The following is a 16777-nucleotide window of genomic DNA, read 5'->3' as shown; positions in this document are numbered from 1 at the left end:
CCCATGACAGAGGAACTGACAGAGAAACTCACAACGGCCACAGCGCCGACGCCTGCCATCACTGCCGTCGGGCTTCGTAAGTCGTATGGCGAGAAGGTTGTTCTTGATGGGGTTGATCTGGAGGTGGGGGAGGGTTCGGTGTTTGCGTTGCTGGGTCCTAATGGTGCGGGGAAGACGACGGTGGTGCAGGTTCTGTCGACGTTGATCGGTTGTGATGGTGGGCGGGTGCGGGTGGGGGGTCATGATCTGGGGCGGGATCCGGAGGGTGTGCGGTCGGTGATCGGGGTGACGGGTCAGTTCTCGGCGGTGGACGGGTTGTTGAGCGGCCGGGAGAATCTGAATCTGATGGGGGATCTGCGGCATCTGGGGCGTGTGGCGGGCCGGGCGCGTACGGAGGAGCTGCTGGAGCGGTTCGATCTGGCCGACGCCGGGGACACGCTGGTGTCGGCGTATTCGGGCGGGATGCGGCGGCGGCTGGATCTGGCGATGACGCTGGTGGGTGACCCGCGTCTGATCTTCCTGGACGAGCCGACGACGGGTCTGGATCCGCGGAGCCGGCGCACGATGTGGGAGATCATCCGGGGGCTGGTCACCGACCAGGGGGTGACGATCTTCCTCACGACCCAGTACCTGGAGGAGGCGGACCAGCTCGCGGACCGGATCGCGGTGCTCGACCACGGGCGCCTCGTCGCGGAGGGCACCCCGGGGGAGCTGAAACGCCTGGTCCCCGGCGGGCACGTCCAGTTGCGGTTCACCGACACCACCGCGTACGAGGCCGCGGCCCGGGCGTTGTCCGGCATGCTGGACGGCCTTCCGCGTGACGACGAGGCGCTGACCCTGCAGGTGCCGAGCGACGGGCGGGTGCGTTCCCTGCGGGCCCTGCTGGACCTGCTGGACGCGCACGGTGTCGAGGCGGAGGAACTGTCGGTCCACACGCCGGATCTGGACGATGTGTTCCTCGCGCTGACCGGGCAGCCCAGGTCCGTCCGTACCGCTCCTGTGACCGGGAAGGCTGTGACCCGATGAGTTCCCTCAACCACACCCTGGCTGATTCGGCGACGATGCTGCGGCGCAATCTGCGGCACATGCTGCGCTATCCGTCGATGACGGTGCTGCTGGCGGGGATGCCGGTGGTGTTCCTGCTGCTGTTCGTGCACGTCTTCGGCGGCGCCATCGGCGCCGGACTCGACCCCACCGGCGGGTCGGGTGGGCGCGGGGAGTACATCGTCTACGTGATGCCCGGGATCCTGCTCATGACGGTGGCCGCCGTCGCCCAGGGAACGGCGATCTCCGTCGCGATGGACATGACCGAGGGCATCATCTCCCGCTTCCGTACGATGTCGATCTCCCGCGGCGCCGTCCTGACCGGACACGTCGTCGGGAGTCTCATACAGACCATGATCGCGACGGTGATCGTGGTGGCCGTGGCGCTTGTTGTCGGGTTCAGGACCGACGCGACGCCGGTGGAGTGGCTTGCCGCCCTCGGGATCATCGCGATGATCGCCTTCGCGGTCATCTGGCTGTCGGTCGCTCTCGGCCTGGTCAGCAAGACCGTCGAGAGTGCCAGCAACCTGCCCATGCCGCTGACGCTGCTGCCGTTCCTCGGCAGCGGGTTCGTCCCCACCGACTCCATGCCCACCGGGCTGCGCTGGTTCGCCGAGTACCAGCCCTTCACCCCCGTCATGGAAACCCTCCGAGGACTCCTCACCGGAACCGCCATCGGCAACAACGCCGCCCTCACCGCCGCCTGGAGCACCGGCATCGCCCTCCTCGCCTACCTCTGGGCCCGAAAGCTCTACAACCGCGACCCTGCCGCCCGTTGAGTGGGGCGCACGCTCTCGTCCCGCTGCCGTAGCGCCCCAAGGGCCGCCGCGCGGAGGTCTTCGTGGGGCAGGGCGGCGTACTCAGCCGCCGCCCGCGCGTACTCCGTCGCGTCGGCCCGTTCGGCGGTGCGGCGGGCGCGGGCGGGGGACATGGTCGGCTGGAAGTTCCGGAGGAGGCGGAAGCGCTCGGCGAGAGCGATCAGCCGGGCCGCCGACCGTCGTAGGGCTGTTCCTCCGTCGTCGCCGTCGGTGGTGCCGTCCACAGCCGCGAGGTCGACCGTGGCCAGCGCCAGCAACAGGGCCCCGCAGGCGGGGAGTTCCAGCATCGACATCGGTGAACTGACGAGCGGGGAGGTGAGCGCCTTCGTCAGTGAGTGCCGCAGTTCACCGGTGGCGTCCGCGACGAGATCCAGCCGGCCGTACCGGGCGTGCGCCAGCACGGCGGCCGTACCGATCTCAACGGCCCAGAGATCCAGGCTGTGTTCGGCGATCAGGTTCCTGTCGCTGGGTTGTGTCACCTGTTCCACGGCCGTACGCCACAGGCCCAGCCCGGTCTCGATCTGCCCACGCGCGAGGGCGATCTCACCCCGTACCGCATGATCGAAGGCGTGGCCGGACTCCGCGTCCGTCCCGAGACCGAACGTCATCGCGGCCTCGTCGTCCGCCGGACGGCTCGTCGCGAGGTCCAACTGGCGCTCGGCGTCGTCGACAGCACCGAGCTGAAGACCGATGAGCGCCAGCGCCGCGTGGACTCCCACCACGTCCGGCCAGGCACGGAGCCCTTCGAGCACCGGCAGCATCGCCTCGTAGTGGCTCCGCTCCCGTTCGATCCGCCCGGAGCGCGCGGACAGTTCACCGACGCGCGCGTGGGCGATGATCCAGATCCAGGGGACCGTGACGGCGTCTGCCGCTTCGAGCATGCGTACGGAGGCGGCCAGCGCGCCCTCCACATCTCCCTCGGACTCGCGGGCGAAGCTGTCGAAGGCGCTTGTCACGGCGGTCAGCAGTGGGTTGTCGCCGCCGTCCGTCCCCGGCGTTCCCGGTACGGCGGCCAGGACGACGGACGTGGCCCGTATCAGCGTGTCGGGAGGGGCAGTCGGCAGCCGGCGCAGGGCGACCAGGGCACGCGAGGCGTGCAGCCCCTGGGTGACGACGGCATACGCGACACACACCGTGAGCGCCGTCCTGGTGACCTCGACGGCCTCGGGTTCCGGCCGGTGGTGCGACAGCGTCCAGGCGGTCTCGTCGGTGAGGGCCGCCATCCGCGCGTACGCGGACTCGACCAGCCAGACGCCGCCGAGAACGGCGGTCGTGGCCGCCACGGTCGCACCGTCCCCCCGGGCGAGCCCCAGCCGCAGTGCCCGCAGGAGATTGTCCTGCTCGGCCTTGATCAGCTCCCCGGACGCGATGGGTGCGGCGCCGAGGAGCGGGCCGTGGTGCGCCGTACCGAAGTCGCGCGCCCAGGCGAGGAAGGCGGCCGTCACGCGCGTGGTCTCGCCTGCCGTCTCCAGGCGTGCCGTACCGAACTCCCGCACCGTCTCCAGCATGTGGAAGCGCGCGCCCGACCGGGCGTCGACCACTCTGAGCAGCGACTGGTCGACCAGGTCCTCCAGGACCCGCAGCGTGTCCTCCGCGTCGTCGCCGTCCGTGACCTCCGTGACCTCCGTGACCTCCGTGCTCTCCGCGTCCGGGCGTCGGCCGAGCAGTGCCTGCGCCGCCTCCTCGGTGAAGCCGCCCGGGAAGACGGACAGGGCGCGCAACGCGGCCTGGCCCGCCGGATCCAGCAGGTTCCAGCTCCACTCCACGACCGCCCGCAGGGTGCGGTGGCGGGCCGGTGCGTCACGCGCGCCGCCGCGCAGCAGGGTGAAGCGGTCGCCCAGGCGGCGGGCGATGGCGGGGACGGACATGACGCGTACGCGGGCGGCGGCGAGTTCCACGGCCAGGGGCAGTCCGTCGAGTTGGCGGCACACCTCCGCCACGGCGTCCGGTGCCAGCTCGACGTCCGGACGCGCGGCGCGCGCACGTCGCTCGAACAGCTCGACGGACGTGGGGAGATCGAGCTGCGGCAGCCCGTACACCGACTCCGACGAGAGGCCCAACGGGGCCCGGGTGGTGGTCAGTACGCGCAGATCGCGGGTCATGGACACCAGACCCCGCACCATCTCGGCGGTGCCGCGCACGACGTGCTCGCAGTTGTCGAGGACCAGCAGGACCGGGCCGGGGCCCAGCGCGGCGACGATCAGGCCGAGTACGTCCGCCGGTGCGATGAGCCCCGCGCGCGTGGTGCGGCGCGCCTCGCGGACGCTGAGGGCGGAGGCGACCTCACTCGCGACGTCGCCGTCGGTGCCGACTCCGGCGAGCGGGACGAAGTACACGGAACGCTGCTCGGCGGCGCGGCTCACCGCATGGGCGAGCCGGGTCTTGCCCAGGCCGCCCGCGCCGACGATCGAGGTGACGCGCGAGGTGCGGAGCAGTTCGGTGACGGTGGCGATGTCGTCGTCGCGGCCGATGAGGGCGTTGGGGTCGTGGACGACTCCGTGCCGTTGAACGGGTGCCTGGCTCCGCAGGAGTTCCTGGTACGCGGCCTGGAGCGGGGCGCCCGGATCGGTGCCAAACTCCGCGCGCAGGGCGCGGCGGTAGGTGTCGTACGTGGCCAGCGCCTGGGCCGGGCCCGTGGTCGCCGCCTCGCAGCGCAGCAGCTCCAGCAGGACCTCCTCGTCGCGCGGGCGTTCGCGCAGGACGGCGGTGAGCGGGTCGACGGCGTCGGTACGGCGGCCGAGCCGGGACAGGGCGAGGGCGCGGGCACGTAGGAGGGACCGGTGGGTGGAGGCCCGCCGGCGGCGCAGTTCGGTCAGGGGGTCTTCGGCGTCGTCGGTGTCGGTCTCGTCTTCGAGGGGGCTGTGGGGGTCTGTTACGGCGCCGGCGTCCCGCCGCCCTTCCCACTGGGCGAGGCCCGCCTCGGCGTGGTGGAGGGCGGCGATGTGGTCGCCCGCGCGGGCGTGGCGGGCGCTCTCGGCCGCGCTGAGCAGTACGGCGGAGGCGTCGACCTGGTGCTCGTCGAGCGCGAGCCGGTAGCCGGTGGGGGTGCTGACGACGAGGTCGGGGCCGAGTTGCGCGCGGGTGCGGGAGACGAGTACCTGGAGGGCCTTCCTCGGGTGCTCCGGCCGCTCCTCGGCCTCCGGCCAGAGGTCGGCGGCCAGGCGCGCGCTGGTGCGGCCCGCGCGCAGGTCGTCGGCGAGGAGCGCGAGGAGGCCGTGCAGCCGGGGGCCGGTGATCCCCCGGCCCCGGTAGGACACCTCGGACAGGAGTCGGAGCTCGGTGGTCACCCGTTCAGGTTACCCAGCGGGGTCCTCGGCGGGGGTGGGCGCGGTGAGGGCCGTCGCTGTGAGGGCGGGCCCGGTGGGCGCGGCACTCCGCCTGTCGCCCAGCCGGTCGCTCCGCCCGTCGCTCAGTCGATGACCGCCGTGGCCTCGACCTCGACCAGATGCTCGGGCACGTCCAGCGCCGCGACGCCGATCAGTGTGCCCGGCGGTACGGGGGTGACCCCGAGCTTCGCGGACGCCCGCGCGACACCGTCCAGGAACTGGGGCATCTTGTCGGGGGTCCAGTCCACGACGTACACGGTCAGTTTCGCCACGTCGCCGAACGACGCGCCGACCCCGGCTAGCGCCGTGGCGACGTTGAGATAGCACCGCTCGACCTGCGCGGCGAGATCCCCCTCGCCGACCGTGGCTCCGTCGGCGTCCCAGGCGACCTGCCCGGCGATGAAGACGAGCCTCGATCCGGTCGCGACCGACACCTGGTGGTAGACGTCGATCTCCGGCAGTCCGGTGGGGTTCACCAGGGTGATGGCCATGCTGCTGCCTGCTCTCTCGCGGTCTGGTCTGGGCTCATACGGTCTCTTGTGGTTACTCAGGAACCGTAGGAGAGTGTGCGCCGACATGGAAGAACGCACTTTTCAGTGACTGGGGAACCTCATGGTGACCAAGCAGCTCAGCGGCTCGCCCGAGAACGCGGACCTCACGCGCGCCGACTCGCTCGCACGGGAGATCTTCTCGGACGTCGCCAACAAATGGGCGTTGTTGATCATCGACGCGCTGGGGGAGCGCACGCTGCGCTTCGGCGAGGTGCGGAACGAGGTCGAGGGCATCAGCCACAAGATGCTCACCCAGAACCTCCGCATGCTGGAACGCAACGGCCTGGCGGAGCGGAAGGTCCACCCCACCGTGCCGCCGAAGGTCGAGTACACCCTCACCGAACCGGGCCTGGCCCTGCGGGAGACGGTCCACCGGATGTGCGACTGGACCCACCAGTACATCGGCCACATCGAGTCGTCCCGCGACCGCTTCGAGGCCGGCTGAGTGCGGGCGGGATGTTTGCGCAGTCTGGACTGCGCAAGTTAGCCTGCGTACATGGAAGAGATCGCTGACGTCACCGACATCACCGACATCACCGACGTGTCCGAATCGGCCGTACGCGCGGCGCGCGAGGTGCGCGTGGTCTTCAGCCGCCTTCGGCGCCGGATGCGCGAGAGCTACGACCCCGGCGATCTCACGCCCTCCCAGACCTCCGTCCTCAGCCGCCTGGACAAGGACGGCGAGGCATCGGTCAGCGACCTGGCGGCAGCCGAGCGCGTACGGCACCAGTCGGTGGCCGCCACCATCGGCGTACTGGAGGATCGCGGCCTCGTCTCCCGGCGCCCGGACCCCCAGGACGGCCGGCGACAACTGATCTTCGTCACGGAGAGCGGCCACGCCTTCCTGGAGGACCGCCGCCGCGCCGGAGAGGGCTGGCTCACCCGCGCCCTGGAGGACAACTGCACTGAAGCCGAACGCCGCACCGTCATCGAGGCGGCGGCCCTGCTGGAACGAGTCACCCGGTCGTGACCGGCGCCGTGTCCCGCCTGCTGCGCCGACCGCGCCCCGGCGGTGGGGCCAAGGCGCCGGGCGACGGCTTCGACCGGCGGCTGCTGGCCCCGATGATGCTGGGGGCGGCCCTCAACCCGGTCAACTCCTCCATCATCTCCGTGTCGTTGGTACCGATCGGTGTCGCCCTCGGTGCGCCGCCCTCCCAAACGGCGTGGCTGATCTCGGCCCTCTACCTGGCCACCGCCATAGGGCAGCCCGTCGTGGGACGGCTGATCGACCTCTTCGGGCCGCGCCGTCTGTTCCTGATCGGGACGGTACTGACCGGCTTCGCCGGGATCGTCGGCATGCTCGCCCCCAATCTCGGGGTCCTCGTCGCGGCCCGCGTACTCCTCGGCTTCGGCACCTGCGCCGGCTATCCGGCCGCCATGTACCTCATCCGTGGCGAGGCCCGGCGCACCGGGCGGAACAGCCCGGCCGGCGTCCTCACCGCGCTCGCCGTCACCACCCAGACCATCGCCGTCATCGGCCCCAGCCTCGGCGGCCTGCTGATCGGCGTCGGCGGCTGGCGCGCCACCCTGGCCGTCAACATCCCGCTGGCCGTCGCCGGTTTCTACCTCGGCGCCCGCCGTATCCCGGCGACTCCCGCCACCAGCCCCGCCGCTCCCACGCGCCGCGACGGCCGCCACCCCGTGAGCGACCTGGACCTGCCCGGCATGGGCCTGTTCTCCGTGGCGCTCGTCTGCCTGCTGCTGTTCCTGATGAACCCCGGCGGCGGCGACCGGTACCTGGCGGTCCTGGCCGTCGCCGCGGCGGCCGGCTTCACCTGGCGCGAACTACGGGCGCGGCAGCCCTTCATCGACGTACGCGTACTCGGCGGCAATCTGCCGCTCCTCGCCACCTACGGCAGGGCCCTGCTCTGCTACGTCGTCACCTACGGCTTCCTGTACGGCTACACGCAGTGGACGGAGGAGGGGTACGGGCTCTCCGCCTCCCAGGCCGGTCTGGTCCAACTGCCCCTGTTCGCCACGGCGATCGTCGTCTCCACCGTCACCGGACGCCGCGAGGCCGTACGCGGCAAGCTCCTGGTCGGCGCCGCCGGCCAGATCGCCGCCTGCGCCCTGCTGCTCCTCCTGCACGTCGACAGCCCGGTGTCGCTGCTGCTGGCCGTCGTGTTCGTCCTCGGCGTCCCCCAGGGACTGAACAGCCTCGCCCTGCAGAACGCCGTCTACCACCAGGCCGACCCCGACCGCATCGGCTCATCCGCCGGCCTCCTGCGCACCTTCGGCTACCTCGGCGCCATCATCGCCTCCGCCGCCAACGGCGCCTTCTACGGAGAGCACGTCGACACCGGCGGCCTGCACCACCTCGCCTGGTTCCTGCTCGCCGTCAGCGTCCTGTTCCTCGCGGTGACCGTGGCCGACCGCTCACTGCGCCGTATCGGCCCCGCGAAGACCGAACCCACCCCCGACAACCCCACCCCCGACAACCCCACCCCCGACAACCCCACCCCCGACAACCCCACCCCCGACAACCCCACCCCCGACAACCCCACCCCCGACAACCCCATCCCCGACGCCCCCATCCCCGACGCCCCCACCCCCCGACCCACCACAACGACGAAGGACCAGCCATGACCAACTCCGCCCTGCTCGTGATGGACGTCCAGAAGGGCATCGTCGACCGGGTTCCCGACCTCGACCCCGACTACACGCCCCGCCTCGCCCGCGCCGTCGCCGCCGCCCGGACAGCGGGCGTGCCGGTGGTGCACGTCGTCATCGGCTTCCGCCGCGGCCACCCCGAGACCCGGTCCAGCCAGGTCTTCAGCGCCCTGCCCGACGGTGCCTTCACCGACGACGACCCCGGCGCCGTCATCCACCCCGACGTCGCGCCGCGCCCCGGCGAGAGCGTCGTCACCAAGAAGCGCGTCAGTGCCTTCGCCGGCAGCGACCTCGATCTCGTCCTGCGCGGCGGCGGTATCGACCGCCTCGTCCTGACCGGCCTCGCCACCAGCGGCGTTGTCCTGTCCACCCTCCGCCAGGCCGCCGATCTCGATTTCCGGCTGACCGTCCTGTCCGACGGCTGCGGCGACGCCGACGCGGAGGTCCACCGGGTACTGACCGAGAAGGTCTTCCCGCGCCAGGCGGAGGTCACCACCGTCGACGCGTGGATCTCCGAACTCGGCTGACGAGGACACGAGGGCACGAGGACACCAGAACACGAGGGCACTACGGCCAGAGCAGCTCACGCACCCAGCCGCCGCCGTCGGTACGGCGGTAACGCAGCCGGACATGGCGCCGCCGGGCGTCGCCCTGGAAGAACTCGACCTCGTCGGCGTCGAGCACATACCGCCTCCACGTCGGCGCGGGCGCGTCCGGCTCGGCCTCCGCCCGCTCCCACGCGGCCTGCGACGCGCGCGCCAACTCCTCGGCGGAACCGAGCACTTCGCTCTGCCGCCCGGTGAGCGCGGAGGCCAGTGCCCCGGTGGACCGTACGGCCAGATCGGCCCGGCTCTCCTCGCCCCCGGCGGCACTCACCGCACCCCGCACCCGGATCTGCCGCCCCTGCGCGGGCCAGTAGAACCCGAGCGCGGCCCACGGCCGGGCGGCCAGTTGGCGGCCCTTCGCGCTGGTCGCGTGCGAGGCGAAGTGCCAGCCGCGCTCGTCGGCGTCGTGCAGTAGCAGTGTGCGTACGTCGGGCCGCCCGTCCCCGTCGACGGTCGCGAGCGCCATGGCGTGCGGCTCGTCCTGCCCGGCCCTGACGGCCTCGACGAACCACCGCTGGAACAACACCAGCGGTACGTCGGGCACATCATCGGTGTCGAAGGTGGCCAGCCCGTTGTCCCAGGTCCGCAGATCGCGCAGTACCGCACGGAATGCCTGCTGCTCGTCGCTCGCGTCGCTCATGGGCTCATTCAACCGCGCCGGGCCGCGCCCGAAGACCCAGAACCACTTAGGATGTAGTACTACATTTGAAGTGGTGCCAACAGGAAAGGTGCGACCACCCCGTGCGACAGAACCTGGCCCGCCGCTCCGCGCTCGTCGATGCCGCCATCGAAGTGCTCGCCCGTGACGGCGCCCGGGGGCTGACCTTCCGGGCCGTCGATGTCGAGGCGGCGGTGCCCAACGGCACGGCGTCCAACTACTTCACCAACCGTGACGAGCTGCTGAATCAGGTGGGTCACCGGATCTACGAGCGGCTGATCCCCGACGAGGCCACCGTCGCGGGCATGGTCGCCGGGCCCAACACCCGGGAGCGGACAGCGGAGTTGGTGCGGCTGGTGGTGGGGCGGGTCACCGCGTTCCGGACCGGTTTTCTCGCGCTGCTCGAACTGCGGCTGGAGGCCACCCGGCGTCCCGAACTGCGCGCCGTACTGACCGCGCGCGTGGCGGAGGACGTGGAGGCGAATGTCACGCATCATCTGGCGTCCGGGCTGCCCGGTGACGCCGACGCGGTCAAGGTGATCTATCTGGCGACCAATTGGCTCGTGGTGGAGCGGCTTACGCTGCCCGGTGTCTTCTCGGAGGAGGAGACCGCGCGGCTCATCGGCGTCCTGGTGGAGCGGGTACTGCCGTCCGGCCCGTGAGACGCCCGCGAGACACCCGGCGCCCGTGAGAAGGGAGCGCCGGCGGGGATCAGTTCGCTGATCCGCCGCCGGCGTGACAGGACGGAGGGAAGGGCACCGTTACTTCGCCGGCTTCTTGCCCGTGATGCCCAGGTGGACCAACAGGGCCAGATTCGGCTTCAGTTCGGCCTGCTTGACGCCCCAGGTCTGGAAGCCCTTCTGGTGACCGGCCACCGCGGCGAGCATGACGACCAGCGAACCGGCCATCGCGGCGGGGTTGACGTCCTTGTCGACCCTGCCTTTGGACTGGAGCTCCTTCACGGAATCCGTAAGGGAGTTGGTGACCGAACTCAGGATCTTCATGCGGATCTTGTAGAACCGCTTGTCGCCCTCGGCCGCGCCGAGATCGATGACCCTGAGGATCGCGTCGTTCTTGCGCCAGAAGTCGAGGAATCCCTCTACGAGTTCTTCCGCCGTCTGGCGTCCCGCTTTACCGGCCCAGGAGCGCCCCGAGACCAGTTCGGTCAATCCGGCGCCCTCCTTGGCCATTTCCTCCGCGATCTCAAGGACAGCGCCCTCGACGTCCGGGAAGTACTGATAGAAGGTCGCGGGTGAAGTGCCTGCCTTCCGGGCAACGTCGATGACTTTGACGTCCCGATATGGCGAGGTGCTGAGCATCTCGCTGAGGCAGTCGAGCAGCTTCTGCCGCGTCGCCTGGCCGCGCCGACCGGCCACGCGGCCGTCGACGGTACGTACTTGTCCTGTCATGCCGTCAGCTTACCGAGGGGGGATCGGAGCGCGATTCGGCCGACTGCAAATGGGGAACCGCCCGCTGATCACGGGGGGTCGGAAGAGGGGCTGGAAGAGCGGGCGGAAGAGGCTGGAAGAGGGTGGAAGAGGCCTGTCCGGAGCCCGTGACCAGGAATAGTGTTATCAACAGCCTGTGGACAACTGTGGTGGATAACCCAATGCGCACAGGCCCTCACCGGGAGACAATTAGTCAATTGTTCGATTTGCCCCGTCCTGCGCCGGGCGAAATGCGCCATTAGCGTGGCCGGAAGGCGCACCGCTCGGGCGGTACGCACACGGAGGAAGGATCCGGGCTCATGGCCGCATTCGCGGAAGGCGCACCGTGCTGGGTGGATGTGTCGCTTCCCGACGTCCGGGCGGGCAAGCGTTTCTACGGCGAGCTGTTCGGCTGGACATTCGGTGCGGACGGCGGCGCGGCATACGGGTACTACACGAATGCATTCAGTGACGGAAAGCGCGTCGCCGCCCTCGCCGCGAAGCAGGACGGACGTATGCCGACCGCCTGGGGCGTTTATTTCGCGACATCGGACGCCACCGCGCTCAGTGCGCGAATCAAGGAGGCCGGCGGCGGAATGGTGATGGATCCGACAGCCGTGGGGCCGTACGGCACGATGGCGCAGGGCGTCGATCCCGGCGGCGCGGTCTTCGGCCTCTGGCAGCCGGGGGCACACTCCGGCTTCGAAAAGCAGAGTGAGCCCGGATCTTTCTGCTGGACAGAGGTCTATACGAGGGACAAGGAGAGCGTCGACCTCTTCTACGAGTCGGTATTCGGCTTCGTCGGCAAGGACCTCCCGGGCGAACCGGTCGACTTCCGCACCTGGTCCCCGGCGGGATCCGAGCCGGGCAGTGACAGTGCCGTCGGCGGGCGAAGTGTCATCACCGACGCATTTCCCAAGGAGATGCCGGGGCATTTCCTCGTTTACTTCTCCGTGGCCGACTGCGACGAGACGGTCGCCGAGGCCGTACGGCTGGGCGGCCGGATCCGCGAGTCCGCCGCCGACACCCCGTACGGCCGGATCGCGAGCCTGGTGGACAACCAGGGCGCGGTCTTCGCCGTACTCGCGGAGCCGGAGGCCGCCTGAGCCCCCCGTGTGTACGGGTGGGGCAACCCGCGTTGGTCCGTACGCGTCAAGACTGTTACGGACGTGATAGTCACTCCGTACGCGGTCGTTCGCTCATTTCCTGTCCGAAACAGGGTGAGACACCCCGATCCGCCCCCGGGTTCGCAACCATCGGCCCAGACAGGAAGAATCAGGGGGCAGGGGGCCGTACCTTTGTGGCCCGTACGGGGAGGTGGCAGGCAAGTGGAGCAGCTGACGCAGCACGATCCGAGACGTATCGGGCCCTTCGAGGTGCTCGGACGCCTCGGAGCGGGCGGTATGGGGCTCGTCTATCTCGCGCGCTCGGCCTCGGGCCGGCGCGTGGCGATCAAGACGGTGCGGACCGAGCTCGCCGAGGACCAGCTGTTCCGCGTCCGTTTCACCCGCGAGGTGGAGGCCGCCCGCGCGGTCAGCGGCTTCTACACGGCCGCCGTGGTGGACGCCGACCCCCGGGCCGCCGTGCCCTGGCTGGCCACCGCCTACGTGCCCGCGCCGTCCCTCGAAGAGATGGTCAACCGGTGCGGCCCGCTGCCGGTACAGGGCGTGCGCTGGCTGGCCGCCGGTATCGCCGAGGCGCTGGAGTCCATCCACGGCGAGGGCCTGGTCCACCGCGACCTCAAGCCGTCGAACGTGCTGGTCGTGGAGGACGGGCCGCGCGTCATCGACTTCGGTATCGCCTCCGGCGTCTCCAACACCCGGCTGACCATGACCAACGTGGCCGTCGGCACCCCGGCGTACATGTCGCCCGAGCAGGCGCGCGACTCCCGCAGCGTCACGGGCGCGAGCGACGTCTTCTCGCTCGGCTCCACCCTCGTCTTCGCCGCCACCGGCCACGCGCCCTTCCACGGGGCCAACCCGGTCGAGACCGTCTTCATGCTGCTGCGCGAGGGACCGAATCTGGAGGGGCTGTCGGAGGAGCTGCGTCCGCTCATCGAGTCGTGCATGCAGATGGACGCCACCCAGCGCCCGTCGCCCGCCGATCTCCAGTCGCAGCTCGCCCCGCATCTGTTCGCCTCGGGCAGTGACGACAGCGGTACGGCTTCGGCCTGGCTGCCCGCGTCCGCCACCGAGATGATCGAGGAACGCCGTGGCGGCGGGCGCATCAACGCGGCTGCCGCCGCCGCTGCCGCACGTCCCCCGCTGCCTCCGCCGCCCTCCCACGACCCGCCTCCGCCCCCGCGCGCGCCCGACTGGGACGCCGCGTGGAGCCCCGACGGCGACGGCCGGGGCGGGCAAGGTGGCGGCCGTCAAGGACAACAGGGCGGTGGCCGCGGCCCCGCCGTGCCCGCGCCCGCCGGACCGGCCCACGGCGGCCCCGTCCGCCTCTCCGGCTCCCCGGTACCGATCGGCCCCGGCCCCCGCGTCGCGGAGGGCCGTGGCGCCGCCGCAGTCGACGCCGGACCCGCCACCGGCTGGATCCGCCCGCCGCTCGGGCCGACCGGCGCACCGCTGTCCACCAGCGCCGTCCAGGCCCCCGCCGCACCGCCGATGCCCGCACCGGCGCCCGTCCCCGACGGCGGCGCCGCACCGGGCCGCTGGCGGCCCTGGCGCTTCCGGATGTCGAACGACGTCTGGGGCACCCCCGTCGTCGACGGCGATCTGCTCTACGTCACGTCGTTCGAGGTGCACGCGCTGGACGTGGGCAGCGGGCGCCGGCAGTTCAAGACCCGCGACGTCGCCTGGGCGATGGCGGTCGCCGGAGGCCGTATCCACGCCTCCGACGGCCCCACCCTCTACGCGCTCGACGGCGCGGACGGCACCGAGCGCTGGCGCCTCCAGACCGACGCGTGGGTGTACTCGCTCAAGACCGACCGGGGCACCGTCGTCACCGGCACGCGCGGCGGCGGTGTCCAGGCGTGGGAGGCGTCCAACGGCGAGAAGCTGTGGGAAGTCACCGGCGCCCAGACCGACTTCGAGACACCGGAGGCCGGGCCCGCGATCTTCGACGGCACGGTGTACGTGTGGCAGAACGCCCGGCTCCGGGCGCTCGACGCGCGCACCGGCAGCGAGCGCTGGTCGTACCCCGTCGGCGACGGCGCCGCCTGCGGTGGCGTACCGATTCGCCTGGTGCCCGCGCCGGACGGATACGTGTACGTCTCCGCCGGCACCCGCGTGCTCTCCATCGACGTCGCGAGCGGGCACGTGCGCTGGCGCTTCGAGGCGCCCGCCGTCTTCCTCTCCCCGCCCGCCTTCGCCCCCGGCCCGGCCGTGACCGGCGGCGGCGTGTATCTCGCCGACTACCTCGGCACGGTGTACGCGCTGGACGCGACCACCGGCAAGGACCGCTGGCGCATCGCCACCGAGGCCCGCCAGTCCCTCGAACCGGTCCTGGTCACCGCGGGGAACGTGCACGTGGGCAGCGGCAGTGCCCTCTACACGCTGGACGCGGTCGCCGGTACGCCCAAATGGCGCTTCGCGGCGGGCGGCGAGGTCGTCGGCGCACCCGTCGTGGCCGACGGCAGGCTGCACTTCGGCTCGGCCGACCATGTCCTCTACACGCTGGACGCCGGCGGGGGACAGCTCCGCTGGAAGCTGGCGACGGGCGGCGAGATCACGGGCTCACCGGTGGCGCGCGGGGGAGTCGTGTACGCGTGCAGCAAGGACCGGTGCGTGTACGCGCTGGACGCGATCAAGGGCACGGCGACGGGCCGCGGCGCCCGCTGATCCGTTACGCCCGCAGATCCGCCCGCCGATCCGTCACGGGCGGCGGCCGGTGTCGTCGTCGTCCGGCGGTGGCGGTGGAGGCGGCGTCCAGGGCTGTTCCCGGGTGTCGTCCCAGGCGTGCTGTTCCGTACTTCCCGCCGACGGTTCGGCGTCGTACGACCACTGAGGCTGGTACGGCTCCTGCTGGCCGTATCCGACCTGGCCCACCTGTCCCACGTGTCCGACCTGCCCGGTGTCCCCGTACTGCTCGCGCTCCGGGTCGCGGCCCCGGTCCCGGTCGCCCCCGACGTACCGGTGCCCCCCACCCCCACCCCTGCGCCGCGTACGGCGCCCGCTCATCACCGCCGCCGCGATCAGCAGCAGCACCCCACCGCCGAAGGCGGCCGCGACGCCGAGGCCGATCCCCGTGCCGTCGCTGGTCAGCGTGAGACCGTCGGCGCGCTGTCCCTGGCGCACCATCCACAGGACGGTGAAGCCGAGCACGATCAGCCCGGACAGAGCCACCAGCAGCCGCGAGCGCAGAACCAGCCCGAGCAGGGTGACCAGCGCGGCGAAGACGAAGGGCAGCAGGAGCGACACCCACAGGTCGGAGCTGGTGCCGGTGATGCCGTTGAACAGGTCCTCGACGCGGTAGTCCCGGCCGTGCCGGCCGTCGTACCAGGACTGGAAGGGGCTCGCCACCGCCCCGGCGGCTCCGATGACGGCGAGGACCGACCCGATGATGTTGCGGACCATCGACGGCCTCCTTCGGTGAGCGTGCGGAGCACAGCTGCCGAAATTCGACGCTACGCCCGGGAACCATGGGCCGCCAGATTTGGTCCCGTGCACCGAGGTCTCGTGCGTCGAGCACCCCTTGCGTCCTGCTAGGGTGACATGCGCTCGACAAAAGGGCATCAACAGTGACCAACCGCACCATTTTCAACGGGGGTTGAAGTGAAAATTCGCCATGTCCGCGCCATAGCCGTCTTCGGTATCGCCATCGTCGCGCTGACCGGCGCCCGTGGCTCCGGCGGCGGCGGCTGCTCCAGCTCCAGCAGCTCAAGCAGCAGCGGCGGCAGCCACTCGGACAGCGACTACGACGACGACTACGACAGCGACAGCACGTCGGGCTCCTCCACCACCGGGGGCTCCGTGACGGGCGGCAGCTCGGCCGACGCCGGCCGTGACCTGACCATCGTCGAGTGCAAGTACGACGCCACGACCCAGGGTTTCGTCGCGGAGATCACCGCCAACAACAGTGGCTCGGTGGCCTACTCCTACTCGTTCACGGTCGGCTTCACCGACGCGGCCGGCGCGACGGTCGGCAACACCGCCGGCAGCATCCCGAACGTCGCCGCGGGCGGTACGCAGACCATCGAGGTCACCGCGGTGGACCTGTCCGACGACAACGGCGCCTCCGGCGGTGACTGCAAGGTCGACAACGTGGTCCGCCTGGCCACCTGAGTGACACCGGGCGACACCTGAGGCACCGGAAAAAGGCGGAAGCACCGGAAAAGACAGAAGAACGACGGTCGGCGGGACCCCCTGAACGGTCCCGACTTCCGTCGTTCTTCTGTCTTTCGCCCCCCTGCCGGGCGCGGTCGCGGCAGCCCCCCTCCCCCGCCGCCGCGACCGCGGCACGGTCGTGCCCCCGTGCGACTACTACTTGGGCGGTGCCGGAGTGTGGTTGTCGCCCTGGATGGTCGCGTTGCCCTTCGGCGGCGCGGGGGTGTGGTTGTCGCCCTGCGTGGTCGCGTTGCCCTTCGGCGGCGCCGGGGTGTGGTTGTCGCCCTGCGTCGTGATCTCTTCCGCGCTCTTCTCGGTGCTGCTCATCTTCGTCCCCCTTGGGATTGCCCTACGTCTGACGAAAGGCGGCCTTCCGCCCGGATACTCCCCCGAGGTCGCCGGGCAGAAGGCCTGGTGGACCGCTCACCCCAGCAGAGGCGATGGTCCCAAGCGACCCGTCTGCCC

The 16777-nt window shown here is 71.1% G+C and carries 16 protein-coding genes; 10 read left to right on the top strand and 6 right to left on the bottom strand.

Annotation, left to right across the window (positions count from 1 at the left end; genetic code table 11):
- The first annotated feature begins 3 nt into the window (after window positions 1-3).
- Together ACFUN8_RS06980 and ACFUN8_RS06975 are read left to right on the top strand one after the other, a co-directional pair.
- Window positions 4-1026 (top strand): ATP-binding cassette domain-containing protein, encoded by a 1023-nt coding sequence (locus ACFUN8_RS06980; RefSeq protein ID WP_383632613.1) that lies wholly within the window; start codon window positions 4-6, stop codon window positions 1024-1026.
- A complete protein-coding gene (locus ACFUN8_RS06975) occupies window positions 1023-1823 on the top strand; it encodes an ABC transporter permease (RefSeq protein WP_383632610.1) in 801 nt (266 codons plus the stop codon). The genes ACFUN8_RS06980 and ACFUN8_RS06975 overlap by 4 nt, the downstream gene beginning before the upstream one ends.
- Here ACFUN8_RS06975 and ACFUN8_RS06970 read toward each other — a convergent pair.
- Together ACFUN8_RS06970 and ACFUN8_RS06965 are read right to left on the bottom strand one after the other, a co-directional pair.
- Window positions 1796-5149, bottom strand: a complete 3354-nt coding sequence (locus ACFUN8_RS06970) for an ATP-binding protein (RefSeq protein WP_383632607.1) — start codon at window positions 5147-5149, stop codon at window positions 1796-1798. The two genes, ACFUN8_RS06975 and ACFUN8_RS06970, sit on opposite strands and share 28 nt — an antisense overlap.
- Window positions 5150-5271: 122 nt before the next feature.
- On the bottom strand, window positions 5272-5679 hold the full coding sequence (locus ACFUN8_RS06965; protein WP_383632604.1) for a RidA family protein: 408 nt from the start codon (window positions 5677-5679) through the stop codon (window positions 5272-5274).
- 121 nt (window positions 5680-5800) lie between these two features.
- On the opposite strand from ACFUN8_RS06965, the gene ACFUN8_RS06960 reads away from it, so the two are divergent.
- The 4 genes from ACFUN8_RS06960 to ACFUN8_RS06945 are packed head-to-tail and all read left to right on the top strand — an operon-like array spanning window position 5801 to window position 8876.
- Entirely contained in the window at window positions 5801-6184 is a 384-nt protein-coding gene (locus ACFUN8_RS06960; protein WP_383632601.1) for a winged helix-turn-helix transcriptional regulator, read from the top strand.
- Window positions 6185-6235: 51 nt separating this feature from the next.
- Window positions 6236-6709, top strand: coding sequence for a MarR family winged helix-turn-helix transcriptional regulator (locus ACFUN8_RS06955; protein ID WP_383632598.1), 474 nt, complete (start codon window positions 6236-6238; stop codon window positions 6707-6709).
- Window positions 6710-6717: 8 nt separating this feature from the next.
- The gene (locus ACFUN8_RS06950) at window positions 6718-8325 is read left to right on the top strand and encodes an MFS transporter (RefSeq protein ID WP_383632814.1); all 1608 of its coding nucleotides are present in this window, start codon (window positions 6718-6720) and stop codon (window positions 8323-8325) included.
- Window positions 8322-8876: a cysteine hydrolase family protein gene (locus ACFUN8_RS06945; protein ID WP_383632595.1), complete on the top strand. Its 555-nt coding sequence runs from the start codon at window positions 8322-8324 to the stop codon at window positions 8874-8876. The genes ACFUN8_RS06950 and ACFUN8_RS06945 overlap by 4 nt, the downstream gene beginning before the upstream one ends.
- A 40-nt stretch (window positions 8877-8916) precedes the next feature.
- Here the strand turns inward: ACFUN8_RS06945 and ACFUN8_RS06940 are convergent, their stop codons facing one another.
- Entirely contained in the window at window positions 8917-9594 is a 678-nt protein-coding gene (locus ACFUN8_RS06940; RefSeq protein ID WP_383632592.1) for a pyridoxal 5'-phosphate synthase, read from the bottom strand.
- A gap of 101 nt (window positions 9595-9695) precedes the next feature.
- Here ACFUN8_RS06940 and ACFUN8_RS06935 point away from each other — a divergent pair, with 101 nt between their 5' ends.
- Window positions 9696-10274: a TetR/AcrR family transcriptional regulator gene (locus ACFUN8_RS06935; protein ID WP_383632589.1), complete on the top strand. Its 579-nt coding sequence runs from the start codon at window positions 9696-9698 to the stop codon at window positions 10272-10274.
- Window positions 10275-10373: 99 nt separating this feature from the next.
- On the opposite strand, the gene ACFUN8_RS06930 is transcribed toward ACFUN8_RS06935, so the two are convergent.
- Window positions 10374-11021 carry a TetR family transcriptional regulator gene (locus tag ACFUN8_RS06930; RefSeq protein ID WP_078076684.1) on the bottom strand — a complete coding sequence of 216 codons (648 nt, stop codon included), beginning with the start codon at window positions 11019-11021 and terminating at the stop codon, window positions 10374-10376.
- A gap of 338 nt (window positions 11022-11359) precedes the next feature.
- Here ACFUN8_RS06930 and ACFUN8_RS06925 point away from each other — a divergent pair, with 338 nt between their 5' ends.
- Both ACFUN8_RS06925 and ACFUN8_RS06920 read left to right on the top strand, forming a co-directional pair.
- The gene (locus tag ACFUN8_RS06925) at window positions 11360-12145 is read left to right on the top strand and encodes a VOC family protein (protein ID WP_383632585.1); all 786 of its coding nucleotides are present in this window, start codon (window positions 11360-11362) and stop codon (window positions 12143-12145) included.
- A gap of 222 nt (window positions 12146-12367) precedes the next feature.
- Window positions 12368-14827 carry a PQQ-binding-like beta-propeller repeat protein gene (locus ACFUN8_RS06920; protein ID WP_383632582.1) on the top strand — a complete coding sequence of 820 codons (2460 nt, stop codon included), beginning with the start codon at window positions 12368-12370 and terminating at the stop codon, window positions 14825-14827.
- Between the two features lie 33 nt (window positions 14828-14860).
- Here ACFUN8_RS06920 and ACFUN8_RS06915 read toward each other — a convergent pair whose 3' ends face one another.
- The gene (locus tag ACFUN8_RS06915) at window positions 14861-15562 is read right to left on the bottom strand and encodes a hypothetical protein (RefSeq protein ID WP_383632579.1); all 702 of its coding nucleotides are present in this window, start codon (window positions 15560-15562) and stop codon (window positions 14861-14863) included.
- 198 nt (window positions 15563-15760) lie between these two features.
- Between ACFUN8_RS06915 and ACFUN8_RS06910 the strand changes: the two genes are divergently transcribed.
- Window positions 15761-16270 (top strand): hypothetical protein, encoded by a 510-nt coding sequence (locus tag ACFUN8_RS06910; RefSeq protein WP_383632576.1) that lies wholly within the window; start codon window positions 15761-15763, stop codon window positions 16268-16270.
- A gap of 198 nt (window positions 16271-16468) precedes the next feature.
- On the opposite strand, the gene ACFUN8_RS06905 is transcribed toward ACFUN8_RS06910, so the two are convergent.
- On the bottom strand, window positions 16469-16639 hold the full coding sequence (locus tag ACFUN8_RS06905; protein ID WP_383632573.1) for a sigma-like protein: 171 nt from the start codon (window positions 16637-16639) through the stop codon (window positions 16469-16471).
- Window positions 16640-16777: the final 138 nt, after the last annotated feature.

This window comes from Streptomyces sp. NPDC057307 (assembly GCF_042667665.1).
Classification (GTDB): Bacteria; Actinomycetota; Actinomycetes; order Streptomycetales; family Streptomycetaceae; genus Streptomyces.
This window is presented reverse-complemented; position numbering and strand designations above follow the sequence as displayed.

Excerpts from the sequence above, each read along its gene's own strand:
- ACFUN8_RS06980 (WP_383632613.1), top strand. The coding sequence starts at position 4 with ATGACAGAGGAACTGACAGAGAAACTCACAACGGCCACAGCGCCGACG.
- ACFUN8_RS06975 (WP_383632610.1), top strand. The coding sequence starts at position 1,023 with ATGAGTTCCCTCAACCACACCCTGGCTGATTCGGCGACGATGCTGCGG.
- ACFUN8_RS06965 (WP_383632604.1), bottom strand. The coding sequence starts at position 5,679 with ATGGCCATCACCCTGGTGAACCCCACCGGACTGCCGGAGATCGACGTC.
- ACFUN8_RS06960 (WP_383632601.1), top strand. The coding sequence starts at position 5,801 with ATGGTGACCAAGCAGCTCAGCGGCTCGCCCGAGAACGCGGACCTCACG.
- ACFUN8_RS06955 (WP_383632598.1), top strand. The coding sequence starts at position 6,236 with ATGGAAGAGATCGCTGACGTCACCGACATCACCGACATCACCGACGTG.
- ACFUN8_RS06945 (WP_383632595.1), top strand. The coding sequence starts at position 8,322 with ATGACCAACTCCGCCCTGCTCGTGATGGACGTCCAGAAGGGCATCGTC.
- ACFUN8_RS06940 (WP_383632592.1), bottom strand. The coding sequence starts at position 9,594 with ATGAGCGACGCGAGCGACGAGCAGCAGGCATTCCGTGCGGTACTGCGC.
- ACFUN8_RS06930 (WP_078076684.1), bottom strand. The coding sequence starts at position 11,021 with ATGACAGGACAAGTACGTACCGTCGACGGCCGCGTGGCCGGTCGGCGC.
- ACFUN8_RS06925 (WP_383632585.1), top strand. The coding sequence starts at position 11,360 with ATGGCCGCATTCGCGGAAGGCGCACCGTGCTGGGTGGATGTGTCGCTT.
- ACFUN8_RS06915 (WP_383632579.1), bottom strand. The coding sequence starts at position 15,562 with ATGGTCCGCAACATCATCGGGTCGGTCCTCGCCGTCATCGGAGCCGCC.
- ACFUN8_RS06905 (WP_383632573.1), bottom strand. The coding sequence starts at position 16,639 with ATGAGCAGCACCGAGAAGAGCGCGGAAGAGATCACGACGCAGGGCGAC.